Annotated in this window: 31 protein-coding genes; 21 read left to right on the plus strand and 10 right to left on the minus strand. The window is 38.8% G+C overall.

Annotated elements, in window-relative coordinates; all coding sequences use genetic code 11:
* Position 1: 1 nt before the first annotated feature.
* The gene (locus ACNJYY_RS06060) at positions 2-313 is read right to left on the minus strand and encodes a MerR family transcriptional regulator (protein WP_144701911.1); all 312 of its coding nucleotides are present in this window, start codon (positions 311-313) and stop codon (positions 2-4) included.
* A gap of 288 nt (positions 314-601) precedes the next feature.
* Here ACNJYY_RS06060 and ACNJYY_RS06065 point away from each other — a divergent pair, with 288 nt between their 5' ends.
* On the plus strand, positions 602-1,900 hold the full coding sequence (locus ACNJYY_RS06065) for an Nramp family divalent metal transporter (protein ID WP_313957529.1): 1,299 nt from the start codon (positions 602-604) through the stop codon (positions 1,898-1,900).
* A 40-nt stretch (positions 1,901-1,940) separates the two neighbouring features.
* Here the strand turns inward: ACNJYY_RS06065 and ACNJYY_RS06070 are convergent, their stop codons facing one another.
* Positions 1,941-2,909: a D-2-hydroxyacid dehydrogenase family protein gene (locus ACNJYY_RS06070; RefSeq protein WP_416730974.1), complete on the minus strand. Its 969-nt coding sequence runs from the start codon at positions 2,907-2,909 to the stop codon at positions 1,941-1,943.
* Positions 2,910-2,963: 54 nt separating this feature from the next.
* On the minus strand, positions 2,964-4,013 hold the full coding sequence (locus ACNJYY_RS06075) for an NAD(P)/FAD-dependent oxidoreductase (RefSeq protein WP_416730975.1): 1,050 nt from the start codon (positions 4,011-4,013) through the stop codon (positions 2,964-2,966).
* Positions 4,014-4,187: 174 nt separating this feature from the next.
* Here ACNJYY_RS06075 and ACNJYY_RS06080 point away from each other — a divergent pair, with 174 nt between their 5' ends.
* The 6 genes from ACNJYY_RS06080 (at position 4,188) to ACNJYY_RS06105 (ending at position 8,700) form a co-directional block, all read left to right on the plus strand.
* A complete protein-coding gene (locus ACNJYY_RS06080) occupies positions 4,188-4,610 on the plus strand; it encodes a DUF1801 domain-containing protein (protein WP_416730976.1) in 423 nt (140 codons plus the stop codon).
* Positions 4,611-4,688: 78 nt separating this feature from the next.
* Positions 4,689-4,835, plus strand: a complete 147-nt coding sequence (locus ACNJYY_RS06085; RefSeq protein ID WP_416730977.1) for a hypothetical protein — start codon at positions 4,689-4,691, stop codon at positions 4,833-4,835.
* 342 nt (positions 4,836-5,177) lie between these two features.
* The gene (gene pepT, locus ACNJYY_RS06090) at positions 5,178-6,410 is read left to right on the plus strand and encodes a peptidase T (protein WP_416730978.1); all 1,233 of its coding nucleotides are present in this window, start codon (positions 5,178-5,180) and stop codon (positions 6,408-6,410) included.
* 59 nt (positions 6,411-6,469) lie between these two features.
* Complete coding sequence (locus tag ACNJYY_RS06095; protein WP_416730979.1) at positions 6,470-6,832, plus strand: NUDIX hydrolase; 363 nt, start codon at positions 6,470-6,472, stop codon at positions 6,830-6,832.
* Entirely contained in the window at positions 6,833-7,303 is a 471-nt protein-coding gene (locus ACNJYY_RS06100; RefSeq protein ID WP_416730980.1) for an NUDIX domain-containing protein, read from the plus strand.
* Positions 7,304-7,431: 128 nt separating this feature from the next.
* Positions 7,432-8,700, plus strand: coding sequence for an aminopeptidase P family protein (locus ACNJYY_RS06105; RefSeq protein ID WP_416730981.1), 1,269 nt, complete (start codon positions 7,432-7,434; stop codon positions 8,698-8,700).
* 104 nt (positions 8,701-8,804) lie between these two features.
* Here the strand turns inward: ACNJYY_RS06105 and ACNJYY_RS06110 are convergent, their stop codons facing one another.
* Positions 8,805-9,878 (minus strand): NAD(P)/FAD-dependent oxidoreductase, encoded by a 1,074-nt coding sequence (locus ACNJYY_RS06110; protein WP_416730982.1) that lies wholly within the window; start codon positions 9,876-9,878, stop codon positions 8,805-8,807.
* A gap of 171 nt (positions 9,879-10,049) precedes the next feature.
* Here ACNJYY_RS06110 and ACNJYY_RS06115 point away from each other — a divergent pair, with 171 nt between their 5' ends.
* The 6 genes from ACNJYY_RS06115 to ACNJYY_RS06140 all read left to right on the plus strand — a co-directional run bounded on the left by ACNJYY_RS06115 (position 10,050) and on the right by ACNJYY_RS06140 (position 14,773).
* On the plus strand, positions 10,050-11,126 hold the full coding sequence (locus ACNJYY_RS06115) for a diguanylate cyclase (protein ID WP_416730983.1): 1,077 nt from the start codon (positions 10,050-10,052) through the stop codon (positions 11,124-11,126).
* Positions 11,127-11,532: 406 nt separating this feature from the next.
* The gene (locus tag ACNJYY_RS06120) at positions 11,533-12,027 is read left to right on the plus strand and encodes a GNAT family N-acetyltransferase (protein ID WP_416730984.1); all 495 of its coding nucleotides are present in this window, start codon (positions 11,533-11,535) and stop codon (positions 12,025-12,027) included.
* 223 nt (positions 12,028-12,250) lie between these two features.
* Positions 12,251-13,264, plus strand: coding sequence for a Gfo/Idh/MocA family protein (locus ACNJYY_RS06125; protein ID WP_416730985.1), 1,014 nt, complete (start codon positions 12,251-12,253; stop codon positions 13,262-13,264).
* A 73-nt stretch (positions 13,265-13,337) separates the two neighbouring features.
* The gene (locus ACNJYY_RS06130; RefSeq protein ID WP_416730986.1) at positions 13,338-13,823 is read left to right on the plus strand and encodes a DinB family protein; all 486 of its coding nucleotides are present in this window, start codon (positions 13,338-13,340) and stop codon (positions 13,821-13,823) included.
* A gap of 12 nt (positions 13,824-13,835) precedes the next feature.
* Complete coding sequence (locus ACNJYY_RS06135) at positions 13,836-14,291, plus strand: SRPBCC family protein (protein WP_416730987.1); 456 nt, start codon at positions 13,836-13,838, stop codon at positions 14,289-14,291.
* 254 nt (positions 14,292-14,545) lie between these two features.
* Entirely contained in the window at positions 14,546-14,773 is a 228-nt protein-coding gene (locus ACNJYY_RS06140) for a hypothetical protein (RefSeq protein ID WP_197222287.1), read from the plus strand.
* A gap of 40 nt (positions 14,774-14,813) precedes the next feature.
* Here ACNJYY_RS06140 and ACNJYY_RS06145 read toward each other — a convergent pair whose 3' ends face one another.
* Positions 14,814-15,077: a hypothetical protein gene (locus ACNJYY_RS06145; protein WP_416730988.1), complete on the minus strand. Its 264-nt coding sequence runs from the start codon at positions 15,075-15,077 to the stop codon at positions 14,814-14,816.
* Positions 15,078-15,183: 106 nt separating this feature from the next.
* On the opposite strand from ACNJYY_RS06145, the gene ACNJYY_RS06150 reads away from it, so the two are divergent.
* The 3 genes from ACNJYY_RS06150 to ACNJYY_RS06160 all read left to right on the plus strand — a co-directional run bounded on the left by ACNJYY_RS06150 (position 15,184) and on the right by ACNJYY_RS06160 (position 17,847).
* Complete coding sequence (locus ACNJYY_RS06150) at positions 15,184-15,813, plus strand: LysE family transporter (protein ID WP_416730989.1); 630 nt, start codon at positions 15,184-15,186, stop codon at positions 15,811-15,813.
* Between the two features lie 164 nt (positions 15,814-15,977).
* Complete coding sequence (locus tag ACNJYY_RS06155) at positions 15,978-17,282, plus strand: amino acid permease (protein ID WP_416731812.1); 1,305 nt, start codon at positions 15,978-15,980, stop codon at positions 17,280-17,282.
* A gap of 148 nt (positions 17,283-17,430) precedes the next feature.
* Positions 17,431-17,847: a hypothetical protein gene (locus ACNJYY_RS06160; protein WP_416730990.1), complete on the plus strand. Its 417-nt coding sequence runs from the start codon at positions 17,431-17,433 to the stop codon at positions 17,845-17,847.
* A 116-nt stretch (positions 17,848-17,963) separates the two neighbouring features.
* On the opposite strand, the gene ACNJYY_RS06165 is transcribed toward ACNJYY_RS06160, so the two are convergent.
* The gene (locus ACNJYY_RS06165; RefSeq protein ID WP_416730991.1) at positions 17,964-18,350 is read right to left on the minus strand and encodes a hypothetical protein; all 387 of its coding nucleotides are present in this window, start codon (positions 18,348-18,350) and stop codon (positions 17,964-17,966) included.
* A 138-nt stretch (positions 18,351-18,488) separates the two neighbouring features.
* On the opposite strand from ACNJYY_RS06165, the gene ACNJYY_RS06170 reads away from it, so the two are divergent.
* The 4 genes from ACNJYY_RS06170 to ACNJYY_RS06185 all read left to right on the plus strand — a co-directional run bounded on the left by ACNJYY_RS06170 (position 18,489) and on the right by ACNJYY_RS06185 (position 22,264).
* A complete protein-coding gene (locus ACNJYY_RS06170; protein ID WP_416731813.1) occupies positions 18,489-19,511 on the plus strand; it encodes an NADP-dependent oxidoreductase in 1,023 nt (340 codons plus the stop codon).
* A 70-nt stretch (positions 19,512-19,581) separates the two neighbouring features.
* Complete coding sequence (locus ACNJYY_RS06175; protein ID WP_416730992.1) at positions 19,582-20,595, plus strand: S66 family peptidase; 1,014 nt, start codon at positions 19,582-19,584, stop codon at positions 20,593-20,595.
* A 210-nt stretch (positions 20,596-20,805) separates the two neighbouring features.
* Entirely contained in the window at positions 20,806-21,594 is a 789-nt protein-coding gene (locus ACNJYY_RS06180) for a DUF4397 domain-containing protein (protein ID WP_416730993.1), read from the plus strand.
* Between the two features lies 1 nt (position 21,595).
* Positions 21,596-22,264: a class F sortase gene (locus ACNJYY_RS06185; RefSeq protein WP_416730994.1), complete on the plus strand. Its 669-nt coding sequence runs from the start codon at positions 21,596-21,598 to the stop codon at positions 22,262-22,264.
* A gap of 79 nt (positions 22,265-22,343) precedes the next feature.
* Here ACNJYY_RS06185 and ACNJYY_RS06190 read toward each other — a convergent pair whose 3' ends face one another.
* The gene (locus ACNJYY_RS06190) at positions 22,344-23,138 is read right to left on the minus strand and encodes a TIGR00266 family protein (RefSeq protein WP_137790180.1); all 795 of its coding nucleotides are present in this window, start codon (positions 23,136-23,138) and stop codon (positions 22,344-22,346) included.
* 21 nt (positions 23,139-23,159) lie between these two features.
* Positions 23,160-23,591, minus strand: a complete 432-nt coding sequence (locus ACNJYY_RS06195) for a lipoprotein (RefSeq protein WP_416730995.1) — start codon at positions 23,589-23,591, stop codon at positions 23,160-23,162.
* Between the two features lie 208 nt (positions 23,592-23,799).
* On the opposite strand from ACNJYY_RS06195, the gene ACNJYY_RS06200 reads away from it, so the two are divergent.
* Entirely contained in the window at positions 23,800-24,138 is a 339-nt protein-coding gene (locus tag ACNJYY_RS06200; protein WP_416730996.1) for a MerR family transcriptional regulator, read from the plus strand.
* An 18-nt stretch (positions 24,139-24,156) separates the two neighbouring features.
* Here the strand turns inward: ACNJYY_RS06200 and ACNJYY_RS06205 are convergent, their stop codons facing one another.
* On the minus strand, positions 24,157-25,005 hold the full coding sequence (locus tag ACNJYY_RS06205) for an SDR family oxidoreductase (RefSeq protein ID WP_416730997.1): 849 nt from the start codon (positions 25,003-25,005) through the stop codon (positions 24,157-24,159).
* Positions 25,006-25,075: 70 nt separating this feature from the next.
* Positions 25,076-25,369 carry a hypothetical protein gene (locus tag ACNJYY_RS06210; protein WP_416730998.1) on the minus strand — a complete coding sequence of 98 codons (294 nt, stop codon included), beginning with the start codon at positions 25,367-25,369 and terminating at the stop codon, positions 25,076-25,078.
* Positions 25,370-25,583: the final 214 nt, after the last annotated feature.

Consider the following 25,583-nt stretch of genomic DNA (forward strand, 5'->3'; position numbering starts at 1 on the left):
TTCAATTTCTCATATTAAATTGCGCGTTAATCTGTCCTCGAATCATTTTATTACGTTCGTCACGCTGCTGCTTTTTCGTAAGTTCTTTTTTGATCTCATATGTTTGAACACCATCTTCAATTTGATCGGCAATTTCCATCAGACGTTCTACATCCGAGAAAGAGTATTTGCGCGTTCCCTTGCCCGTTCGTTCAGGAAAGATAAGTTTCCTCTCTTCATAGTAACGAATCTTACGTTCTGATAGTCCTGTTAGTTCACTGATGATACCTATAGACATGACTTTTTTATCTTTATAAGATTTATCCACAGACATAATTTTCCTCCTTCCTATTGAAGTATTAGTCGACAATTCTAAATATTGTTACTTATTATATCATATTGATGTTAGGTTTTATTACATATAAGTTATTCCATTTTATTTTTATTTGTGAACACAAATTTTAATTCATACGGTTAGAATTCTTTTGCTAAAAGTTGATAGTAGAAAGGGACCTATGTATAGATAGGTATATAAGAAGTTGATAAAATATTCAGATATATGACATAATTAGCAGATGTTCTACTGAAAGCGTTTTATTACAGAGAGAAGGAGGAGCTGAAATTGAACAATGAATTGGAATTAAACAATGAACTTAATTCAGTTGCTGGTAACAATCCTTTACCGCCTCAAACGATGGGTCAAAAACTAAAAATGATCGGTCCAGGTTTTGTAGTTGCAGCAACTGGAGTAGGTACAGCGGATTTAGTAACTGCCATTGTAATCGGTACCTCATTCGGAATGACTTTTGTATGGGCCATCGTAATCGGTTCTATTTTAAAGTATTTCTTAAATGAAGGAGTGGGCCGCTGGTACCTTGCGACAGGACAGACCATTCTGCAAGGTTGGCATTCACTCGGAAAATGGGCGACTGGATATTTTGGTGTTTATTCGGTCATCTGGGGTTACATTTACGGTGCTACTGCGGCTATGACTTGTGGATTAGGTATGCATGCGATGCTTCCTATCATGCCGATATGGGCTTGGGCAATCATTCATTCTTTATTAGGTTTTGCACTTGTTTGGACGGGGCGTTATTTGCTTTTTGAAAGAATAATGACTGTATTGATCGGTGTTATGTTTATCACAATTATTGGTACATCTTTGCTTTTCTTACCTACGATCGGAGAATTTGCTGGTGGATTTGTACCCAAAATGCCAGACGGATCGCTCATGTTAGCTCTTGGATTAATTGGAGGAGTAGGCGGTACGATCACGATGGCTTCTTATGGATATTGGCTAAGAGAAAAGAATTGGAAAGGAAAAGACTTTGTTCCCATTATGAGGCTTGATACGAAAGCAGCGTATGTTATTACGGGACTTTTTACGATGGCGGCCCTTGTAATCGGAGCGAAGTTCTTATTTGGAACAGATGTGAAGTTAGAAGGAGATCAAGGTCTTCTAAATCTTGCTGAACTTTTAGGCCAAGAATTCGGAACACCGTTGCGCTGGTTATTCTTGATCGCGTTCTGGTCCGCTGCTTTTACTTCACTTCTTGGCGTTTGGAACGGAGTGCCGTATCTGTTTGCGGACTTTTTAAGAACCATTAAGACAAAGAAAGAAGACTTACATTCCGTAAAGCCGGTTACAGAAAAAGATAAGTCGTATCGTGCTTATTTAGCATGGCTGACATTCCCACCGATGCTGATCTTCTTTTTTGGAAAGCCGGTTCAGCTGATCATTATATATGGTGTGTTAGGTGCATTGTTCATGCCGTTTCTTGCGATCTCACTCATTATCTTGTTGAATTCTAAAAAAGTGGATGCGGAATATCGCAACAAGTGGTTAACCAACGCAGTCTTGATCGGGTGTCTACTCATGTTTGCATTCTTAGGAATAAATGAGCTGCAAAAGCTGTTTTAATTAACGCTATACAATCCAAAGCCCACTCAACGGTGGGCTTTTAACTTTTTATAGCTTCTATATTAGCGATACGTTTAGGGTTATCTTCTATTATGTAAGAGATAATGTTATCTACACTTGTTGCTAAAAAATTGTGAAACATGTTGTCCGTCTTCCAACCAATGTGAGGCGTTAATAGCACGTTATTAAGCTTCAGGATTGGGTGGTCTTGTCGGATTGGCTCTTCTGAAAAAACATCTAACCCCGCAGCTGCAAACCACTTATGTTTTAATGCGTTTACAAGTGAATCCTCATCTAGTACTTCACCTCTTGACGTGTTTATAAGAAAAGCGTCGTGACGCATAAGTCTAAAATGCTCTTCTCTAAGGAGGTGACGAGTTTCGGGCACAAGTCTTACTGAGATGATGACAAAGTGAGAGGTCTGAAGAAGTTCTTGTAATTCTTTGTATTCAACCTCTTCGGCCTTCGCGCGCTCAATGGTTAAGCGGGGTCCCCATGCGACAGTATTCATTTTGAAAGCTTTTGCGATCCTTGCTACACCTGAACCAATCTTACCTAGACCGATGATACCTACTGTTTTGTTTTCCAGACCAAGACCAACTGACTCTTTCCATACACCCTGTTTCAGTTGTTGATCTAAATGCAAAAGATTTCGAGCGTGAACGAGCATCATGCCAAAGATTAATTCAACGACGGCAGCAGATCCACCTGGAGTAGTGGCAACTGGAATGTTTAGCTTACTTGCCTCTTCCATGTCGATGTGTGAAAGACCTGATCCGGTTTGAGCAATGAGTTTTATATTCTTTAGTTGATTAAGAAGCATTTTCGGAAATTTTGTGCGTTCTCTAATCGTTAAGATGACGTCTGCCTGTTCAATTCTACAGATTAATTCATGTTCTGTTGGTTTATCGCAATAAATGTCTACAATGAAGTATTTTCGTAATCGGTCTATTTCAGGGTTTGTTGCAAAGGAATGCTCCCAATCATCTAATACTACTAGTCTCATCATCCCCAGAAAAACTCCTATCATTTCATATTGATATATCACCTAATATTACTTATTTCATCTCACCATCTGTTTAACAAGCTCACGATTGCGTTCTTTAAACACCTCATTATGTGAGGATACCATCGCAACTTTTTGTGCATCAGGTTGAATGAATTGCTTTGCTTTATTCACTGCATTTGCAGCGTCTTGAAAAGCACCAGAGATTAAATTTAATTTCCCATCATGTTTAAGGATATCGCCAGCAGCATACAGTCCAGGAATAGAAGATTCACTGTTAGCGTTTCCTGCAATATAAAAGTTGTCCGCGAGCTCAATGTTTAACCCGCTGTTTCCTAAAAGAGATGTATCTTGTTCATAGCCATGGTTTATGATGACTTCATCGATAGGGAGGTAAGAAATCTCACCTGTTTCGTGATTTGTTAACTCAATCTGTTCAATAACTTCATGGTTGGGACAGGCGAATAATTTTGAGATCGAAGTGTTGAAAATGCAATCGGCACAGCTGTTCATCAATTGTGTAACTTGCGCTTCATGTCCAGCGAGATTTCCTTTTCGATAAGTCAGGTACACTTTTTTTGCGATCGGTACTAATTCGTTCGCCCAATCGATCGCCGTATTTCCGCCACCTGATATGACTACAGTCTTATCTTTAAAATGCTGAAGAGATTTAACGGTATAGTTTAAGTTTGACACTTCAAACCGTTCAGCTCCTTCAATATCTAATCGCTGAGGATTTAAGATACCGCTTCCAACTGCAACGATAACAGTTTTAGTAAAGTGCTGCTCACCGGAAGATCCCTGCAAAATAAAAATACCATTCTCATCTTGTGAAATTGATTCTACTTTTTCATTCAGTACTACTTCAGGATTAAACGTAAGTCCTTGCTCAACAAGTTTTTCAATAAGTTTTGCACCTGGAAGAGGGGTATGTCCTCCAACATCCCAAATCATCTTTTCTGGATAGACATGTATCTTACCGCCTAACTGCGATTGAAACTCTATAATTTTGGTCTTCATTTCTCGAAGACCACTGTAAAAAGCTGAATAAAGGCCTGCTGGACCTCCGCCGATAATGGTCACATCAAAAACGTTATGTTGATACATAATGTTCGCTCCTTCTTGGAACTTCTAATATTGATTATCATTCTCAATTAGTAGTATACAATCATATGTAACACTTTACAATCAGGAAATTGAAAGGGGATTTGCTAAGTATGTAGAAGGTTAAGATACAGAAGCTTTCACTTTTAAAATTTCATATGAAAAAAGGAGCTAATTATGTACGAGCAAAAGACAAAAGAAACCGAACAGAGTGTTGTTGAGTTTATCGAGAATGTAGATAGTCCAAAAAAGAGAGAAGATGCTTATAAGTTGTTAGATATCTTTGCGGAAACGACTGGTTTTGAAGCGAAGATGTGGGGGCCGAGTATTATCGGATTCGGCTCGTATCATTACAAATACAAGACAGGACATGAAGGGGATGCACCACTTGTTGGATTCTCACCAAGAAAAGCAAAGATAAGTCTGTATTTTGCCCCAGGAGACCCGGATCGTACTGAGCTGCTTAAACACTTCGGCAAACATACAACGGGTGCTGCATGTGTATACATTAATAAACTAGCTGATGTGGATGAGGAGATCTTAAAAAAACTGATTAACAAGTCAATTGAGTTTTTATTAAAAACGTATCCTCAAGAATAGTTCTATAATCTGGAGAACTATATCTTAGTATTTAAGCGTGCTCTCGGGTTCCTTATTTTTAAAGGAGGTGAGCCGATTATGAAAAAACGCAGCAAGTTTAAGGGAAGTGAAATGGCGATCGGAATTGCCGTTGGTATAGCGATTGGGATAGCGCTCGATAACATTGGATTAGGTATAGGAATAGGCGTTGCGATCGGAATTGCTTTTGGTCTAGGTTCTAAATAAAAGGATAGTTGAAAAGGAGCCCAACACTGGACTCCTTCTTTTAATTAATGTTTTTTATGACAGCCGCAGCTTTTCTTCTTCTTTTTCTTGCAACGCTTACATTTTAGATAGATATAGCTTGAAGAAGACTCACATTTGTCTTTTTTCCAACAACCCATTAAAATCACCCCATTATTTTCACAACACCTTTGTTTGGTGCTGGTAATACATCATATGCAGAAAAAGGACAAGTTGATTAGACATCAAGACATGTGAAAGCGTACATTTTTTAATAATCTAGCAATATGTAATGTTTTGTAAAACATGCTATCATAAAGCAAAACAATAGGAGTTGATTGAAAATTGAAACAGGAAATAATGGATCGTTTTATTACATACGTAAAAGTAGATACACAATCTGATGGAAGTAGTGACACGACTCCATCAACAAAGGGTCAGTGGACGCTAGCTAACATGCTTGTTGAAGAGTTAAAAGCAATTGGTATGGAGGAAGTAACTGTCGACGATAACGGCTATGTTATGGCAACATTACCATCTAATTCCGACAAAGAAATTCCGGTCATTGGGTTTCTTGCACACGTGGATACAGCTACTGATTTTACAGGAACGAACGTTAAACCGCAGATCGTCGAAAACTATGACGGAGAAACGATTATCTTAAACAAAGACTTACATATCGAATTGTCTCCAAAAGACTTTCCTAGTTTACAAGATTATAAGGGGCATACATTGATTACAACGGACGGAACAACATTGCTTGGTGCTGATAATAAGGCAGGCATCGCTGAAATCATGACAGCGATGAAGTACTTGATCGAACACCCAGAAATTAAGCATGGGAAAATAAGAGTGGCTTTCACTCCCGATGAAGAGATCGGACGCGGTCCTCATAAATTTGATGTGGCTGCATTCGGAGCAAAGTATGCTTATACGATGGATGGCGGACCTTTAGGTGAATTAGAATATGAGAGCTTTAACGCAGCTGATGCTAGAATTCGTATCTTAGGAAAAAATATTCATCCCGGTTCTGCAAAAAACAAGATGGTGAATGCGGCAAAAATTGCTATGGAATTAAACAGTAAACTCCCTATTGAAGAGGCGCCTGAGCACACAGAAGGCTATGAAGGGTTCTATCACTTGATCGGTCTGAAAGGTGATGTAGAACAAACAGACATGTATTACATCATCCGCGACCATGACAAGGAACTTTTCCAAAAGAGAAAAGATAGAATGCAAGAGATCGTGGATGAAATGCGTGAAAAATATGGCCAAGATAAGGTTCAGTTAGAAATGAACGACACGTATTATAATATGAAAGAAAAGATTGAACCGGTTAAAGAGATTGTTGATCTCGCTTCTGAAGCAATGAAAAAGCTCGATATCGAACCGAATATCAAACCAATCCGCGGGGGGACAGACGGATCTCAACTATCATTTATGGGCCTTCCGACTCCGAACATCTTTACGGGCGGAGAAAACTACCACGGTCGTCACGAATATATATCTGTCGATAATATGATCAAAGCGACTCAAGTCATCATTGAACTTGTGCAGTTGTTTGAGCAGAAAGATTAACTATTAAGCTAACCAATATCTTTTGGTTAGCTTTTATCTGTCACTAGGGGGAGTAGAATTTGTTAGCGCAAGGTGTTGTCATTCGTGAAGGAAAGATTCTGTTAGTACAGCAAAAAGTGAAACGTGGGGAAATTGTCTGGAACTTTCCAGGGGGTGGAGTTGAAGACAGTGAAACCTTCGAACAAGCATGCATACGAGAAGTAATGGAGGAAACAGGCTATACCGTAAAATTAATAAAATCCCTGTTTCAGAGTAAAGAGAAACAAACATTCCTTTGTGAACTGATCTCAGGGACCCTTTCTATTGAAGATGATGAAGACATACTTGACGTACGATGGATTGATCTAAAAGATGATCGATATTTTGATGATGTTTCTAGACCTGTAGTTGAAATGGTGCTAAAGAATATGGATGTTGTGTAAATGAGCTATCCTATTCGTGTTAAAGCAGGGGCTTTGATTATTGAGAACGATGCTATCCTGTTAATCGAGTTTCATGATGAGAACGGACTTCATTATAATTTACCAGCAGGTGGTGTTGAAGCAAATGAATCTGTAAAAGAAGCAGCAAAACGCGAAGCGAGAGAAGAGGCATCAATCGAAGTAAATGTCGGTCCACTTGCATTCACTTATGAGTATGCACCACATCTGACTGATAATAGATACGGAACAACACATTCACTAGGACTCATGTTTGAGTGCACTCGTAGAGGAGACTCCGAACCTAGATTACCGGATAAGCCCGATCCCAACCAAACAGGTGTGAAGTGGATTCCTCTAGAGGATTTGGAACATATCGTTTTGTATCCTAGAGTACAAAATCATATCCGGGAGTATGTTCAACACAAACAGATCAACTCTTTTATTGAAGAACATTTGTTAGATACCTATTAGAATAAATTTCTTAACCACATTTATAAAATTCTGAAAAAAGCTGTTAATGCTATCAAAAAATCTTTATACTATATATATATAAATAAACTAACTAGTCGCTTTTATTAACCTATTTAAGGAGGATTCATATGGAGTCTTATTTTTTTGAACGTAATCGTAGCAGATTAAAAGAACTTGTGCCGAATGAATCATTAACGATTCTTTTTGCAGGGAAAGCTCCGCAAAAATCAGCAGATGAACAATATCCATTCACACCAAACCGAAACTTTTACTGTCTATCTGGGATCTCCGAACAGAACGTGATCCTCGTGCTAAAAAAGAGCGGTGATAAATTTGAAGAAACACTTTTTATCGAAAAAGCTGATCCAGTCATGGAAAAGTGGGTCGGGAAAACCGTATCTAAAGAGGAAGCAGAGCATCAATCAGGGATAAAAGATATCAAATATGTGGATAGCTTCGAGACGTTTGTGGCCAGTCAATTCTTTACAAATCAAGCTCTTCATGTTTGTTTAGATCTAGAACGCCGTGGATGGACGGGTGCCCCATCTGAAACATCACAATTCGCAAAACATATTCGAGAACATTATCCGCATGTGACGATTCACAATGTATATCCTGAAGTTACTGAACTGCGTGTGTTCAAGACGACAGAAGAGATTCAAAAGATTAAAGAAGCGATTTCCATTACGAAAGAAGGAATCTATAATGTGCTGAAACACGCGAAAGCTGGAATGAAAGAATATCAGCTCGAAGCACATTTTGACTTTACTTTAAAATCAAACGGTGTGCGTGATTTCGCATTTAAGACGATTACGGCTAGCGGAAAGAACGCTACGATTCTACATTATGAGCATAATAGCGCGCAGACGAATCCCGGTGAGCTCGTTCTTCTCGATCTAGGAGCACAAAAGGATTATTATAACGCGGATATCAGTTATACGTTCCCGGTAGATGGGAAGTTTACAGAACGTCAAAAGGTTCTCTACAATATCGTACTTAAAGCGCTAAAAGAAACGACGGCTATCATTAAGCCAGGTCTTGCCTTTGCTGAACTTAATAATCATACGAAAAAAGTGTTAGCAGAAGAGTGCAGACGTATCGGTTTGATTCAAAATGATAATGAGATCTCTAACTATTATTATCATGGTGTGAGCCATTTCCTGGGACTTGATACACATGATGTTGGTTCTTACAAAGACCGCATTTTAGAGCCTGGAATGGTCATAACGATAGAACCTGGACTTTATATCGAGGAAGAAGCGATCGGTATTCGAATTGAGGATGACATCTTGGTAACAGAAGATGGATTCGAAAACTTATCCAAAGATATTTTCCGTGAAGTAGAGGAAATTGAAGAGTTTATGGCTACTCAAGGTGTTCATGCGATAAAAGCTTAATAAACTTGTGTTAACAAGAAAAGAGGTCCCATATAAAAGGACCTCTTTTTGTAGTTTAGCATTTTGAAAAAACGGTCTGAACAAGAATTGGAATTGAATTCTCGTTACAAGACATGATTCTTTATAAACCTTTGATTGATAATGTGCTTCATGTTCCATACCCATTTTCCATGAAGAGTCATATTTTTGTAAATAAACAGTCCTTGATGCTCACCAGTTGAAAGTAAGGAATAAGGATTTCTCCTTGGCTTGAAACGTTCTAGTGATCGACCTGATATAAAACGTTTTATATTTTTCAATAGGATAGGTCCTTGTTTCATAGCATGTACATCCCTCTTCACTAGTTCTGGATACTCTGAAATCGTCACACAGTTGCCGGCTCCGAACACATAGGGGTACTCGACGTTTTGCAGTGTGTCTTCAACAAGTAGAAATCCATCAGAATCAACGGGTAATAATGCTTGTTTAAAAAGAGAACTAGCTTTAGGTCCTGTAATAGGTAGGATGCTAGTATATTTCACCTTCGTACATTTATCAGTCATTATATAATTATCGTTTACATCGTTCACTTGTTCATTTTCATAGATTTCAAGATTTTGATGATGAGCGATCTCTTTAATCTTTTTCGTCGCTTTACCCCCAAAGGAGTGAAGAAGTGAAGATGAACTTATGAGGGTTACGGTCTTGCTCATATTATATTTCTTTCTCCAAGATGTTATTGAAAGAGCCATTTCAATCGCTTCAGCTGCATTACCAATGATTACTGGAGAATCACTTGTGCGTACTTTCTTTAACTTATCTAATAGATGATGTTTAGGAATCAATTCTGACGTGGAAATGAGTTCTGAAGAGGACCAAGGTTCAATATCGAAAGAAATTACATCAAAAGAATAGATTCCGCCTGAAAATCCCAACAACACTTTCTGCATGGGGTCAAAAGAGATGATGGTGTCCTCTATAAACGAGACAGAAGCTCGAGAGCATAAAGACTCTAAATCGATTCGAATTTCATCTTCATCATATTGGCCTTCTGTAAATCCCGAAAACATTCCTGAATAATATTGAAATTTGGACGATGTAATAAGTGTAACTTCTAAATCACTAATTTCTTCATGTAAAAGACTGCGTAGTATGGAAAGATGGGCATGTCCACCACCGATTAATAAAAGCTTTGTCAAAATGAACACTCCAGTTAGATTGATGAGTAATTTTCTTAATCATATAAGTACGATGTAGATAGTGCCAATGATTTGTATGTTTGTAGGAAAAAAGATAAATGCAACAAAAAAGTTGGAAATTATGTTAGTTTTTGGATGCGTTATATGGTACTTTACTAGATGGTGATAAAAATGATAATTGTTAAACAGCTTTTTGCTAATCTTGCAATTTTAGTCGCACTATTATTTCTGTATACCCAAATTAAGAAAGATCCACCACTTAGAATGAGTTCTTCGATTAAGAAGAAGCTTACGACAGGAGTGGCGGGAGGATTGTTCAGTAATATCCTCATGCAGTACAGCATTCCAATTGGTACAACTTTGATCGATCTTCGACATATCCCGATTATTCTACTAGCCTATTTTGGTGGAGCAGTGCCAGCTTTAGCAGGAATGGCTTTGGTTATTGCAGGACGTTTTTTTATTGGGATCAACATCTCATCTTACACTTCAGGTTTGTTGATGATCGCTATTACATTGTTTGCAATCGTAATAACAAGAACAAACTTAAGCCATCAGATAAAAAAATGGTCGATGCTCACTTTTGCTAATCTACTAACAACTCTATTATTTTTCTATCTGATTGAAGACCAACAGTTGCTGCTATACTTAATTCCTGTATATTGGTTCGTATCCTTTCTCTCCGGTTATGTAGCGTTCCAAGTATTACTAATTTTATTTAAGAGTCAGATGATGTTTGATAAGTATAAAGCAGAGTCTACAATCGATCCGTTGACGGGGCTGAACAATGTAAGGAAATTTGATGAAGTATTTAACCGTTGTATGGCAGATCTTGAAAAGAAGAAAAAGCTATCTTTGCTTTATATTGATATTGATTTCTTTAAGAAAATCAATGATACGTTTGGACACTCAGAAGGTGATGTTGTCTTAAAAGATCTAGGGTTAATTTTAAGGTCATGCGCAAGACCAACCGATATCGTGAGTAGGAACGGCGGAGAAGAATTTACAGTATTGCTCCTAGACAGTACATTGGATCAATCAAAAAAAATCGCGGAGAGAATTAGATCAACAGTCGAACAGCATGCTTTTCTCTTAAACAGTGGAACGGAAGTGAACATCACGGTTTCTGTTGGGTTATCTAACTTTCCAGAAACAACAACGAATGGAAGTTTGATGATTAAAGACGCAGACAAAGCATTGTATGAAGCGAAGAGAACAGGCAGAAATAAAGTATGTACAGCTAATTAATAGTAGATAGGAAAAAGGAACGAAGACATTATCGTTCCTTTTTTTCTAATTATAACAAAATTATATTGACACCAGATGGCACCATCATGGCAAGATGCATGGTTAAAAACAATCTAAATTGATGCCGGCTAACATGATTTAGCCTTTCTTCAAGAGATGTATTTTACATGTGTACTATCAAATCAACAATGTTCATATCGAGCGTACTTCTTGCATTAAAATTTAAACATCCTTGAATAATTTCACGGTAATTTCGGATATATTCACGGATAGCGCTAATAATTTCACGGATAACATTCATAATTTCACGCATAAAATATTTTATCCGATTTTCGACAAAAACCCTTTCTTTTCAATGAAAAAGAGTATTAGAATAAATCAAAAACAAAAGTTGGGAGTAACGTGGATGGAAATTGTTGAAATACGGAATGTCGACGAATGTACAGACGAGCTGTCTGATCTATTAATAAAAGTAGTAGATGAAGGAGCCTCCATCGGATTTTTGCCTCCGCTAAAAAAACAAGATGCTGATGCCTTTTGGAAAAGCTGTGTGAGCCCTGACATCATGTTTTGGGTTGCAAAAATAGAGGGTGCGATTGCAGCGACCATTCAGCTTCACTTGTGCAAAAAACCGAATGGCACGCATAGAGCAGAGATAGCTAAGCTGATGACACACCCAGCGTTCAGACAAAAAGGAATCGGACGAAAGCTGATATTTCACGCCGAACAAAAAGCAAAAGAACTTGGGCTGTCGCTGCTTGTCTTAGATACAAGAGAAGGCGATCCGTCAAATCTACTTTATCAATCTTGTGGTTTTCAAGAGGCGGGGAGAATACCCTTTTTCGCTAAGAATGATAAAGGTGGATTAGATACGACCGTATTGTACTATAAAACACTCTGAATCAATATGATTTTCCTCTCAGTACGGTTTTTTTGTTTATATTAATCGGAACCGCTAATAGCATTCCAAAAAAATTGTATGGGCGACTGGAAGCTCTTCCACTTTACATGTTATTATTCTGCGAGAAGATTCTACTAGCTTTGATGTATAACCAAAAATATAAAACTTTTAATAGCGGTTCTGTATAATGAAGGTAAATCTAGCTTGAGGAGTGATGAAGGTAATGAATGTAGCTCTACTTAGTAAATGGCACGTGCATGCGGTTGATTACGCACGAGATGCAATGGAAAATGAAGCGATCACTATAAAAACGGTTTGGGATGAAAACCAAGAGAGAGGTACCCAGTGGGCCGAAGAATTAGGGGTATCGTATGAAGCGGAACTACAGAATGTGCTAGATGATTCGAACATCGACGGAGTAATCGTTACTACAGCTACAAACCGTCATAAAGAGATAATTATTGCTGCTGCGAACCATGGGAAACACATTTTCACTGAAAAAGTCCTCGCTTTTACTGTAAAAGAGTGCGAAGAAATCTTAGAGGCCGTAGATAGAAATAACGTGCAATTAATGGTCAATCTACCAAGACTGACAGAAAGCTTTTATCTCTATGCCCAACAAGCTTTGGACAAAGGACTCCTTGGGGATGTTACATACATCAGATGCCGTGTTGCACATAACGGATCTGTACCTACAGAAGAAAATCCAAAAGGATGGCTTCCACCGCACTTTTATAATAAAGAAGAGTGTGGCGGAGGTGCGCTGATCGACCTTGGGGCACACCCGATCTATTTAACGAATCGTTTAGGCGGGAAAGTAAAAGCAGTAAGCGGTAAACTAAATGAATTATACAATTTAGGTGTAGATGATAACGCTGTAGTTATGGTGGAGTATGAATCAGGTGCTATGGGTATGATTGAGACGGGCTTCTTATCTTATGGAAGTCCACAGCAACTTGAACTTTACGGTACGGAAGGTACAATCATGATAGAAGGACAAGATGTAAGGATTAAAAGCAAGCACCTTAACACAGAAGACTGGGTAAACCCGGACCTGCCGAATCCGATTTATTCTAATATGGAGCATTGGGTTGATACCATTGAAAAAGGTACAAAGTCATCAATTTCAAGAGATGATATCGTAAATTTAACGGCCATAAATGAAGCAGCTGCAATCTCAAGTAAAGAAGGTCGTCGCGTACAGTTAACAGAACTAGATTTGAAACAAAAAATTTAAAGATATTAAAGGAATCCAACCTTCTTGTGCAGAATGTATATTCGTAAACAGTTCTGTATGAGGAGGTTTTTGTATGAATCAAAAAACAATTCTATTGAGTCAGATGGCAGCTAACCATAATGAACCTAACTGGTTCGTGCCAATTGATCGAGCACTTGAAGGACTTACGGCTGAACAAGCTAGAGAAAAAACAGGAGATAGCAACTCTATATGGGAGATCGTCAACCACTTGATTTTCTGGAACGAACGCTACTTACAGAGGTTTAAAGGAAATTCGCCCCAGCAAAAGATTGAAAGCAATGATGAGACGTTTGAGAACGAAAACAGTCAGGACTGGGAAACAGCTAAGAATCAATTGTTTGCTATACTAACGGAGTGGGCGTCGGTAATAAACGAAGCAGAAGATAGTTTTTTTGAAAGTTCTGCTCATGAAGACCGTCACGATCCTTGGTATTCTGTGCTTGCCAATGTAAACATCCATAATGCCTATCATATCGGGCAGATCATAGAGATAAGAAAATCTAATGGGAACTGGGATTCCAAAAAAGGTGTTCATTGAGGGGGCTTGAATGTGGAGAGTCTAAAGTTTATATATGTTACTTACATTGAGACTACTACTAAGAAATTGTGGGAGGCTCTGACAAACGGAGATTTAACAGAACAATACTTCTTCGGTAGTCGAGTGGATTCAAAATGGAAAGAAGGTTCACGGATTACGTATTCACGCGGCAGTAAGGTTACTGATTGGGGAGAAATCTTAACGTGTGAGCCAGAAAAGAAACTTTCCTTTACATGGATCAATAAGTGGGATGAAGAAGAGAGGCAAGAGCCTACTATTGCGACTTTTCTTCTAAAGGAATTGAACGGTACAGTGAGATTGACACTCCGTCACGAGAATTTAAAGAATGAAGATCTCGTAGAGGATGAGGATACGTTCGTCGGATATAATAACGGCTGGCCAGCGATATTGAGCAACTTGAAAACATTCCTGGAAACAGGTCGAACGTTGCCACCAGTAATTTCTTAAATATTTTTTATAAAAGGGAGAGTGATTCTCTCTTTTTTATATTGACCATTAACCTTTAAGCGCTGCGATATAACGGTCCTAGAACGCAGTTCTAAAATCTTATACTTTGTTGTGCTCCTTTTAAAAAGATGTAATCAAAGTCTAGCAAAAAAATCATAGGAAATATTGTTAAACGACTTAACAGTTCATAGGTCTCAGTTTTAAAAATTTTGGAGAAGGGAATTATTAAACAAAACATAAAGGAGGTGGCTAGCATGTCTGTTTATGACCAGATCAGCTCGTGCTGCAGCAGGATCGAGAAAGCAGACACAAAGGAAGACGTATTACGCGAAGTAGATAAGCTGGACAACTACGCCTCTTATCTAAACGCAGATAAAGCAAAAAGACTTCACATTTATTGTGATAACATTCGCAAACTTAATGTTGATGTGAAAACTGAAACGGTCAATCAAGCAGGATTTATCCGAAATTTATTTGCCTAACATAAAGATCCCTCATGATGCTTTCATGAGGGATTTATCGTTACTCGTATCTAGTTTCTTGAAGAGCAGCTTGTGTTTCATGTAAGTGTCTTAAATATTCTTTAGCATGGTGAAGCTGTTTTTTTTCATCTTCTGACAATCCTTCACCTGTGTTATGTACGGATTGTTGAGCAGTTTCGAGCCATAGCTTCGCTTTTTGAAAACAGGATGGTGTTTGATTTGCTTGTGCTTCGATCATGGCCTCATCGGCACGTTTTACATGGTCGAGTGCCTCTTGAACCTTAGGGCTTAACTGATGATCCATTTGTATGAACTCCCATTCACTATTAGATTTTTAGGTCTGATTAAGATTCCTTTCGAATAAGATGAAGACAGGTATGAGTTGTCCATCTTATCCGTGGAGGTCTCCGATGATTTTATTTGTAAAATACGTACTATTAGGTTTATCTCTTGCTGCTCCGATCGGTCCGGTCAATGCTGCACAGATGGACCGCGGAATCAAATACGGATTTTGGCAAGCTTGGATGGTTGGATTAGGTGCAACTGTTGCAGACGCACTGTATATGCTTATGGTTTACATGGGACTTGTCAGCTATATTAATACACCATTCATCAAAACATTTCTTTGGCTTTTTGGCAGTTTTGTTCTTCTGTATACGGGAATTGAGACATTCAAAAGAGCCACAGCAGACAAAAAGAGTAATCAACAAGATTACACCGTACATAACAGCAGAAGTTTTATGGCGGGTTTTCTTATGTCACTTACCAATCCTCTTACTATCTTATTTTGGTTAGGAATATACGGTTCTATACTCGCAGAAACAGCAACGAAATATTCGTTAGAAAATCTACTTCTCTATAGTGCTGCCATTTTTTTTGGAATTCTATTATGGGATTTCACAATGGCAATCGTATCAAGCAGTTTTCGTAAGATGCTGGCCGACCGCATATTAGAATGGATCTCGAAGTTATCAGGATTATCATTGATCGGATTCGGTTTTTATTTTGGGTATAAAGGTATCTCGTTTCTTTTATCGTAAAAACAGCTTTTAGCAATTTAAAAGCTGTTTTTTTCCTTAGTTAATGAATATTCAACCGCTTAAGATAAACAATAATACCTGTAAAGCAGGAGGGTATTATTGTGAAGAAAACCAATTGTAGTGCACCGGTTCAACCTAATCTAGAACAATCAGAAGCAAAAAACATGGCTTGGTGGCAGCTTTCTCTTGTTGGAGTAGGATGTACAATTGGAACAGGCTATTTTTTAGGATCCACAATCGGAATTCAGCTGACCGGTCCTTCAATCGTCTTTTCCTTTTTATTGGCTGCTATTGGAACATACATCGTATTTCAGTTATTAGCCAAGATGACAGCATCAAATCCTCAAAAAGGATCGTTTTGCTATTATGCCACCCATGCCTATGGAAGATGGGCGGGATTTAGCTGTGGCTGGAACTATTGGGTTTCAAGTATTTTGATCATGGGCAGCCAACTTACTGCGCTCTCCATTCTTTCTCAATTTTGGTTGCCGCATGTTCCACTTTGGATCTTTGCAGCTTTTTATGCCGTTTTAGCTATAATTGTGGTATTAGCAGGGACGAAGAAATTTGATCAAGTTGAAAACTTATTGGCTGTCATAAAAGTAGCAGCTATTGTGATGTTCATTATTTTAGCGATAGCAGGACTTATCGGTTTTGTTGATGGAAAGAACTATGATCTTGAAATACCGAATTCGTTCAACGGTTTTTTTACAGGAGGGCTTAAAGGTTTTTGGTCGTCCCTCATTTATGCGTTTTATGCCTTTGGCGGAATAGAAGTGATCGGTATGATGGCGATGCAACTGAAAAGGACAGAAGATGCTTCAAAAGCAGGTACGATCATGCTTTTTATACTTACCATCATCTATGTCCTATCAATCGGACTGGCAGTGACTACCGTAGCTTTAGAAACATTTGATCACAAAGAAAGTCCGTTTGTTACGGCGATGGAAAGGTATCATTTAAGTTTCTTTCCGCATGTATTTAATGGAGCGATCATTATAGCTGGGTTCTCTGCGATGGCAGCAGCACTCTTTGGAGTGACAAACCTGTTAAGGACGCTTGCAGAAGATGGAGATGCTCCTAACATCTTTGCGAGAACAGTGAAATTTAAAAAACTTCCGCTTCCCGCAATGGGTTTAGGAGCAGGTGGACTTTTAGCGAGTATCATCACAGCTCTTCTTCTCCCAGGACGGATCTATGAGTACATTACAACAGCAGCTGGAATTTTACTCTTATTCAACTGGTTATTTATCATACTGTCTTCACTGAAAATCTTAAAACAATCTATGTGGGTGAAGCTGATGTCAATCGTGGCAATCGTGTTGATCACTTTAGCCGTTACGGGTACCTGTTTTGAAGAAACCATCCGTCCAGGTCTATATGTTAGTGTCGGCATTTCGATACTCATAGGTATTGTTGCATTTATTATTCAAAAGAAACGTAATTCTCAACAAAAAAATTTGGTTTAATTCTTTTACTTCTATAACTGTTTGGCACCACCTAAATATTTGAAGGATCATAAGTCTTTCTACTCATATTCGCAAAAAAATGATCTGATTCGACATCCTCTTCGTTAGCTTAGTGCAAGACAAAAAAATTACAGGAGTGTGATGAATCATGATGAAGAAATTTGCAAGTACAGGACTAGCTTTCGGATTGCTATTAGGTGGAGGTACTGCGGCCTTTGCTCACGATGACAGCACCACTGTAGATCTTAGCACGAAGCTCAACGCTGCGATTGAAAATAATGAAACTGTTACTTCAGGTGAATTTGCAGCTTGGGCAGAAGCAAATCACTGGGAGATGTCAGATCTTCAAGCGTGGGCAAAAGCAGAAGGAATGACAGAAACTGAGATTCGAGAGTGGGCAAAAGATAATGGTTGGAGTGATGAGGACAGAGCTTCCTTAGACTTGAACTTAGATGCCAGCCTGGATCTAGATAACATTCTTGATGGTAATGACCATGACCAATGGGAAGAAGATCAACATGATGACGAAGGAATCTTAGATGATATCCTTGGTGATCTATTATAAAACAAAGAATAGAAAAACCGTTCCCAATGGGAGCGGTTTTTTTCACAAGCAGAAAGGATATTTTTTTCATAGCAGCAAGTATAAGAAGATTGCATGAGTACACATAAGCTACTATATCAACCCGTACAAATGAAATTTCGAATTTGTGAGAATCCGTATCTTACACGCTGGCGGCGACCGCCAACCCATATATAGCCGGTTACGCTGTTTTGGCGAATGGCTACTGGGAAGAACCAAAAGTCACGACCAAACTGACCTGGACTACGAAGACCTAAAAGGCCCCAGTTTCCTAAACAGCTGCACAATCGGGCACGTATTTGAGGAGGCTGGAAAGTTTGAGTGAAAAAAGGCTGTGGAATCTGGCTTTGTGCAAATTGTTGTGGCGGTGGTGAAAATGGACCTGCTTCATCTTCTTCCATCTGACGCTCCACATAATTTGATTCGTCAAGGGAGTGCTGATGTTGATGATTATATGGATGATTGTTCATGGGATTATTGTTCATAAAGGGGTTTCCTCCTTCCGCAAAACAGTTTGTTCGATATATGAATATGATAGCTGCTCCTTTAGAGTAGCTTGTTCGTTGTACATAATAGTAAAATCATAAAGAAATGGGCGAGATGCTGGAGGTTTAATGAATCATATGAGAGCAATGATAATCGAACGCTATGGGAAGGACGTAACACTCCAAGATACAGAAGTGGATAAACCCAAACTAGGAGAGCAAGATCTTTTAGTCCGAATACACGCTGCAAGTATAAATCCGATAGATTTTAAAATAAGAGATGGTAAAGTAAAAATGCTTTTATCCTACAAAATGCCATTAATTCTCGGAAATGATTTTTCAGGTACCGTTGAACAGGTAGGAAGTAAAGTCACTTTGTTTCAACCTGGAGATAAAGTGTTTGGCAGACCAAGAAAGAGCCGCATTGGAACATTCGCCGAATATATTTCAATTCATGAAGAAGATGTGGCCATCGCACCAAGTAACATATCTTTAGTGGAGAGTGCTTCACTTCCGTTAGTTGGATTAACAACTTGGCAAGCTTTTCATGAGGTTATTCAATTGAAAGAAGGACAAAAGATTTTAATGCATGCAGGTGCGGGTGGGGTAGGAACATTTGCTATCCAACTTGCCAAAGCAATGGGAGCTTATGTAGCGACTACAGCGAGTGATAAAGGATATGACCTTGTAAAATCTTTAGGAGCTGACGAGATCATCAATTACAAAGAACAAGATTTTGAGAAGGTTCTTAACGGGTATGATGCAGTCTTTGATACGTTAGGTGGGGTTTATCTGGAAAAGTCATTTGAAGTATTAAAACCTGGAGGAAGGATTGTTTCTGTTTCAGCGGTTCCTAATAAGGCATTTGCAGAAGAAAACAACTTGGGCTTCTTCAAAAAAGTGATCTTTTCTATTGTGAGTAGCAAGTTAACAAAGCTTGAAAAAATACATAACGTTCACTACCATTTTCTATTTATGAAACCAAGCGGAAAACAGTTAAGCAAGATTGCTGAGTTGGTAGAAAAAGAAGATATCCTACCCGTGATCGATAAAGTCTTTCCCTTTGAAGATGCACAGAAAGCAATTGAATATGTAGAAACGGGAAGAGCGAAAGGGAAAGTAGTCATCAAAGTGGAACCACCTCTAATTGCGAAAGATTGAAGGAACTCTAACAAACTTTGTGGAAGTTTACTTAACAACAGAAAAAATACAAAAAGTAGGATGAGTTCAAATGATTTTATATCCAGTATTAAACGATAATGCATCGATCGGAGTGACCGCTCCTTCTTCAGGTGTTCAATCACCTCTTCATGACATGTTTAAGCAAGCCTGTCTTCAAATGGAGAAGAGAGGATATGAAGTAACTTGTGGAGAAACGGTTTGGACACAAAGTAAGGCGAAGTCTGCACCAGCAAAAACGCGAGCTGCTGAATTCAATGAGATGGTAAGAGATCCAAAGATAGATGTAATCATCCCTCCTTGGGGTGGTGAGCTATTAATCGAAATGTTAGAACATGTTGATTTCACGAATTTACCGAACAAGTGGATTTTAGGTTATTCAGACACAAGTACTCTCCTCCTTCCCATCACCTTGAAAACAGGAATCGCGACGGCACATGGGACAAATCTCGTCGATTTAAGAGGAGAGTACTCTGATGAAACAACAGCGATGTGGGAAAAAGTTCTCTCAACAAGAGAAGGAGATACCATTCTTCAGAAGTCTTCTAAAAAATTTCAAAAAGAATGGAAACACGACGCACCAACACCTTATGTGTTTCATCTCACTGACGATACTGAGTGGAAAACGATTTCTGGTAGAACCGAAACGGTTTCTGGGCGTCTGCTAGGCGGTTGTATTGATACGATTCGTCATCTGATCGGAACACCTTATGGGGACGTCGCACATTTTAATCAACAGAAGATTAACGGTGAACCGATTTTATGGTACTTAGAAAACTGTGAAATGAACACTACTGATCTAAGAAGATCTCTCGTTCAAATGAAGTTAGCTGGCTGGTTTGAAAATTGTTCCGGAATTCTTTTTGGCCGAAGCTCTGCAAATGAACCAGTTAATGATTACACAGTGGAAGACGTATATAGAGAAATGGCTGAGGAATTGAATATTCCAGTCATCTACAATGTGGATTGTGGACATGTACCGCCACAGATCACATTTGTTAATGGGGCTTATGCAGAAGTTGAAGTCGATAAAGGCAAAGGGACGGTTTTACAGTATTTTCGTTAATATTAATCCCTTATATTTTTAAAGCAATCAGAAGTTGTTCCCTTAGTGAAGGGGACAGCTTTTTTTTCTGGAGAAAAACAGGGCTAACCGCTAAAATGTAAATTTTTCAAAAATATGGTTTAAGCTTAAACCTTAAGTGGTACATAACCTATACAAACGCATTACATTTATTGTGCATTCGTTTGTATACCATTTGTGAGGAGAGATGAAATGAAAAAGTTTTTTGGGTCTGCACTTGCCGCGGTTATTATGGTTGCTATGATGGCAACGGGGGTTTTTGCTGAGTCTAATGATGCGATGGTTCGTATTGTACATGCTTCGCCTGATGCACCAGCAGTAGATGTTTATGTCGATGGAAAACCAGTAGTCGAGGGTGCGGAGTTTAAGGCAGCAACAGATTACATGCCATTGCCAGCTGGCGAACATAAAGTGGAAATCTTTGCAGCGGGTACTAAAGATAATGCTGTAATCTCACAAAATTTGACCGTTGAAGCAGGTAAAGCTTATACAGTAGCTGCAGCAAACATGCTAGAAATGATTGAGTTAGTGGTCGCAGAAGATTCTATGCAGGCAACTGAAGGAAAAGCGAAAGTTCGTATCGGTCATCTTTCTCCTGATGCACCTACTGTAGATGTAGGATTGATCGGTGGAGACGCTCTGTTTAGCGGTGCTACATTTAAAGCGTTCACAGATTATAAAGAACTTGATCCAAATACGTATGATTTAGAGATTCGTACTCCTGACGGTAAGCAAGTGTTGGACCTTTCTGGAACAAAGCTCGAAGCAAATATGGTGTACAGCGTTTATGCAATCAATACAGCCGATAAAATCGAAGTACTTGTATTGCAAGACTCAATGGTAATGCCATCTGAAATGCCTAAAACAGGTATGGGTGGAGCATCTGAAGAGTCATCAGCAAACTATACACCTGGAATCATCGCAATAGCTGGATTGGGTGCACTAACGTTTATCCTATACCGCAAACGTATAGCTCAATAAAATGAGTAAACATCTATTATTATTTACAACTATTTTCCTGCTGAGCAGCTGCTCAGCAGGAAATAACTATGAAAGTGACGATATACAAGAATATAGTCAGAGGAAGATTCAAGTTTCACCTCAAGAAGAACCAGATACAAAATCAGGTCAACAAACTGATTCTATGGTGAACATGAATAACGATGATGAAAAAAACGATATGCCAAATAAGACCGAATCCATTGGTATTGTTCCAACAAAACTTGAGATTCCAACTTTAAAAGTGAGCGCTTCTGTAAATGGACAGGGGCTAAACAAAGACGGACAGATGGAAGTGCCAAATAACGGAGAAGATGTTGGCTGGTATGAGTTGGGTGCTAAGCCGGGAGCAAATGGGAATGCTGTTATCGCTGGTCACGTTGATGATTATAGGGGACCTGCTGTCTTTTTTTATTTAAAGAACTTGAAAGCAGGCGACCTCATTCACGTTTATGGAAAAGAAAATGAAAAAGTTTCTTTTCAAGTGGAAAAGGTCGTTGCCTATAAAAAAGACGAAGCACCTCTGCGTGTGATATTTGGACCTAGTCAGCAGCCTAGGTTGAACCTTATTACTTGTACAGGTGTATATAATAGGAAAAACAATGAACATGAGAAACGGTTGGTCGTTTATGCAAAACGAATCAAACTATAAAAAGAGCAGAGACCATCTACTGGAGATGATTCTGCTCTTTTTTAAAACTATAACATCTGTTTAACGATCATTTTCTTAATCAATCTCCATTCAACATGCCGAACACGCCTTTAGCAATGCTTCCTTCATCGCTCGATCCGCCTCTATGCGGAGCTGCAGCAAACACACGACTTGCTAGGCGGCTGAACGGAAGTGATTGGATCCAAACCGTTCCCGGTCCTCTTAATGTGGCAAAGAACAAGCCCTCACCACCAAAAAGTGCTGTTTTCACACCTTTTACCATCTCGATATTATAATCGACACCGCTTGTCATCGCGACCAAGCAACCTGTATCTACACGCAGTACTTCGCCAGGTGCCAATTCTCTTTTATGAATGGTTCCACCAGCATGAACGAATGCCATACCATCGCCTTCAAGCTTCTGCATGATAAAGCCTTCACCACCGAAGAAGCCTGCACCAATTTTACGTTGAAATTCTATTCCGACTGTTACACCTTTTGCAGCGGCTAAAAACGCATCTTTTTGGCAGATCACTTTACCGCCGAGCTCACTTAAGTCCATCGGAATGATTTTTCCAGGATAAGGAGAGGCGAATGAAACATGTTTCTTTCCACGCTCTTCATTCGTAAATGTTGTCATGAACAGACTCTCACCAGTCAGAACGCGTTTACCTGCATTAAAGAGTTTACCCATTAAACCGCTTCCGCCTGATGCACCTGAACCGTCCCCGAAGATTGTCTCCATCTCGATGCCGTCTTCCATCATCATTAAAGCACCAGCTTCAGCGATCACCGTTTCTTTTGGATCTAACTCTACCTCGACGAACTGCATGTCATCGCCGTAAATTTTATAATCGATCTCGTGGTTATTCATGTTTAATTCCCCCAATAATGTTTAATTTGTGTTTCCTAAGACCATTTCAAAGTTTGAAGGTTTACCGTTTTTGTATAATTGAATGGTTTCATAGGCTTTGTTTAATTCTACCTCAAAGAATAGTTGATTTTCTAAGTTCTTATCTTCATAATCAGCAACCGTCTCTACCTCATAATAGACTTTAAGCGTGTCCCCGTCTTCTTTTACCTTAAAATTAGAGAATGTGATCGCGGGTTGATCTTGTAAGATGTTTGCTCCATTTAGCATTAGGTAGATTTTTTCGTCGTTATCTTGATAAAGATGGATGCCATTTTGCTTCTTAGCAGTCTCAAAGAAAGACTGTACCTCGTTACCAGCTTCTTTAGGTGAAATAAGATCTGTGCGTAGCTTTGAATCATCCGTACAGCCGGTTAACAAAATGACTATTCCGATTAGCACTATTATCTTCTTCATCAGAGGCTCCTTAATGTTACTGAATAGAATGCACAAGTAATTACGCGTTAAAATTCTTTTAGTTTCAATCAGCGTTAAAAATTTTGTAACACTTATTAAAGCTTGAGGGATTTGAAAACGTTAGTGAGATAATCTAACAGCTTTGTTGAATGAAAGGTTCATTGAGATATAGTAAAAGCAGGGGGTAGGGCAAAGGAGTGGCTGCACTATGTCTTTTGAAAATACACCATATAAAGATAAGAAGGTTATTTCAATAGGTATTGTAAGTGAGTTAACAGGATTGTCATTCAGACAGATTCGATATTACGAAGAAAAAAGATTGCTCTTTCCAGAACGTACTGAAAAAGGGACACGGAAATATTCATTTTCTGATATTGAGAAGCTGGTTGAGATCGCGAACAAACGAGAAGACGGCGTACAAACTCATGAAATTAGAACAGAGATGAAAAAGGAAAAAGAAAAATTAGCAGAGAAGAGTGTGCTAAAAGAGATGCTTCGGGGTCAATTTCATGCTTACTTCAAGAACAACCATGATCGAACCTCATAAAAAGGCAGTCTCGGGTGACTACCTCTTTTTGTTTCCTACTAATCTCATTGTAATTATTCTTTCTAGTATCTTCCAAGGTAGGATGCTTTTTAGCCCTATTGTTAATTTCACACCTTTGCCAATTGGGTAACGGAGTTTAGGGGTTTTTGTAGAGATAGCAAGTTTAGTCACAAGCTTTGCGACATCAATAGGGTTCCCATGACCTGCCTTGCTGTTTTCCATGTTTTTCAGAAGTGCCTCCATATAAAAGGAATAAGGAGAATGAGAATCGATCGTCAAATTGTCGATTGAAGACCAGATGTTTGTTTGATAAGATCCAGGTTCAATAAGAACAACATCTATACCGAATGGTCGCAGTTCAATACGCAAACTTTCACTGTATCCTTCCAACGCGTGCTTAGATGCCGTATAAGGTGATAGACCAGGAAAACCAAATTTTCCAGAGATGCTGCTCATATTAATGATGCGTCCTCTCTTGTTTTTTCGCATGAAGGGAAGAACGGATTGCGTAATCGCGATAACACCAAACACATTTGTTTCAAACTGAAGACGATATTCATCGATTGAAAGTTCTTCCGAAAAACCGCCAAGTGCAAATCCTGCATTATTGACTAAAACATCAATGCTATGAAACTCTTTGATGAAGTCTTTAAAGGTATGGATAGATTCTGTTAAAGTCACATCCAGATCATGAAGATGAATCAGAGCGCTTACTTTGTTTTCGTCTGCCAACTTTAGTAGAGATTCTGCACGACCGATATCACGCATCGTACTTATTACGTAGAATCCTGCCTTCGCAAGTTCAATTGCACAGTGCATACCAAACCCGCTAGAAGTGCCAGTCACAATGGCTGTTTTTCTGTTCATTTTATTCTCCTCATAAAAAAAGTTCGTTAGGTTATGTACTAAACGTAAACGAACTTTTCATAGCATTCAACTATTTATAAGGATTGTTGGGCTTCTTATCTCGATAGTTATAAATAACGTAAACAAAGCTTGAGTATGATCCTACTGCAGCGACTCCATAGACAATTCCCATAACGATACCAGTCCAAAGACTATGCGGATGCGCAATTAAAACAGATATAATTAAGCCCAGCAAACAGGCGATCGTTGGTATCCAAAGAGAGATGTAAGGAAAGAAGATCTTGAGGATTTCAATCATGATGATAATGGCGGGTATAGCAATCAATGCATCCCAAAAGTTAGTAAGAATGAACGGGAACTCCAAATAGATGCCTCCTTACCCTTTTTTGCCCTTTATATACTCTATACAGAATACGGCTAATCTTTCCTTCTATTTGTCCACATTGCGCAAAAAGTTGCTTCCATGATTTTAAGGCTTCATTATTTTTCAAATATTACAATGTGTAATTAATCATACATTCTGTCGAAAATTGTTATACCGCTGTAATTCCTTCACAATGTCTCTGTCATCTCCACCT

The sequence above is a fragment of the Fictibacillus tiangongensis genome (assembly GCF_048083785.1).
GTDB lineage: Bacteria > Bacillota > Bacilli > Bacillales > Fictibacillaceae > Fictibacillus.

Bases quoted from the DNA above. Each gene is read 5' to 3' on its own strand.
- ACNJYY_RS06185 (WP_416730994.1), top strand. From the start codon at position 21,596: ATGAGTAAACATCTATTATTATTTACAACTATTTTCCTGCTGAGCAGC.
- ACNJYY_RS06165 (WP_416730991.1), bottom strand. From the start codon at position 18,350: ATGAACAATAATCCCATGAACAATCATCCATATAATCATCAACATCAG.
- ACNJYY_RS06080 (WP_416730976.1), top strand. From the start codon at position 4,188: ATGTACGAGCAAAAGACAAAAGAAACCGAACAGAGTGTTGTTGAGTTT.
- ACNJYY_RS06115 (WP_416730983.1), top strand. From the start codon at position 10,050: ATGATAATTGTTAAACAGCTTTTTGCTAATCTTGCAATTTTAGTCGCA.
- ACNJYY_RS06180 (WP_416730993.1), top strand. From the start codon at position 20,806: ATGAAAAAGTTTTTTGGGTCTGCACTTGCCGCGGTTATTATGGTTGCT.
- ACNJYY_RS06190 (WP_137790180.1), bottom strand. From the start codon at position 23,138: ATGAATAACCACGAGATCGATTATAAAATTTACGGCGATGACATGCAG.
- ACNJYY_RS06070 (WP_416730974.1), bottom strand. From the start codon at position 2,909: ATGATGAGACTAGTAGTATTAGATGATTGGGAGCATTCCTTTGCAACA.
- ACNJYY_RS06140 (WP_197222287.1), top strand. From the start codon at position 14,546: ATGTCTGTTTATGACCAGATCAGCTCGTGCTGCAGCAGGATCGAGAAA.
- ACNJYY_RS06175 (WP_416730992.1), top strand. From the start codon at position 19,582: ATGATTTTATATCCAGTATTAAACGATAATGCATCGATCGGAGTGACC.
- ACNJYY_RS06120 (WP_416730984.1), top strand. From the start codon at position 11,533: ATGGAAATTGTTGAAATACGGAATGTCGACGAATGTACAGACGAGCTG.
- ACNJYY_RS06145 (WP_416730988.1), bottom strand. From the start codon at position 15,077: ATGGATCATCAGTTAAGCCCTAAGGTTCAAGAGGCACTCGACCATGTA.
- ACNJYY_RS06130 (WP_416730986.1), top strand. From the start codon at position 13,338: ATGAATCAAAAAACAATTCTATTGAGTCAGATGGCAGCTAACCATAAT.
- ACNJYY_RS06125 (WP_416730985.1), top strand. From the start codon at position 12,251: ATGAATGTAGCTCTACTTAGTAAATGGCACGTGCATGCGGTTGATTAC.
- ACNJYY_RS06060 (WP_144701911.1), bottom strand. From the start codon at position 313: ATGTCTGTGGATAAATCTTATAAAGATAAAAAAGTCATGTCTATAGGT.
- ACNJYY_RS06200 (WP_416730996.1), top strand. From the start codon at position 23,800: ATGTCTTTTGAAAATACACCATATAAAGATAAGAAGGTTATTTCAATA.
- ACNJYY_RS06195 (WP_416730995.1), bottom strand. From the start codon at position 23,591: ATGAAGAAGATAATAGTGCTAATCGGAATAGTCATTTTGTTAACCGGC.
- ACNJYY_RS06075 (WP_416730975.1), bottom strand. From the start codon at position 4,013: ATGTATCAACATAACGTTTTTGATGTGACCATTATCGGCGGAGGTCCA.
- ACNJYY_RS06085 (WP_416730977.1), top strand. From the start codon at position 4,689: ATGAAAAAACGCAGCAAGTTTAAGGGAAGTGAAATGGCGATCGGAATT.
- ACNJYY_RS06170 (WP_416731813.1), top strand. From the start codon at position 18,489: ATGAGAGCAATGATAATCGAACGCTATGGGAAGGACGTAACACTCCAA.
- ACNJYY_RS06105 (WP_416730981.1), top strand. From the start codon at position 7,432: ATGGAGTCTTATTTTTTTGAACGTAATCGTAGCAGATTAAAAGAACTT.
- ACNJYY_RS06205 (WP_416730997.1), bottom strand. From the start codon at position 25,005: ATGAACAGAAAAACAGCCATTGTGACTGGCACTTCTAGCGGGTTTGGT.
- ACNJYY_RS06150 (WP_416730989.1), top strand. From the start codon at position 15,184: ATGATTTTATTTGTAAAATACGTACTATTAGGTTTATCTCTTGCTGCT.
- ACNJYY_RS06160 (WP_416730990.1), top strand. From the start codon at position 17,431: ATGATGAAGAAATTTGCAAGTACAGGACTAGCTTTCGGATTGCTATTA.
- ACNJYY_RS06155 (WP_416731812.1), top strand. From the start codon at position 15,978: ATGGCTTGGTGGCAGCTTTCTCTTGTTGGAGTAGGATGTACAATTGGA.
- ACNJYY_RS06100 (WP_416730980.1), top strand. From the start codon at position 6,833: ATGAGCTATCCTATTCGTGTTAAAGCAGGGGCTTTGATTATTGAGAAC.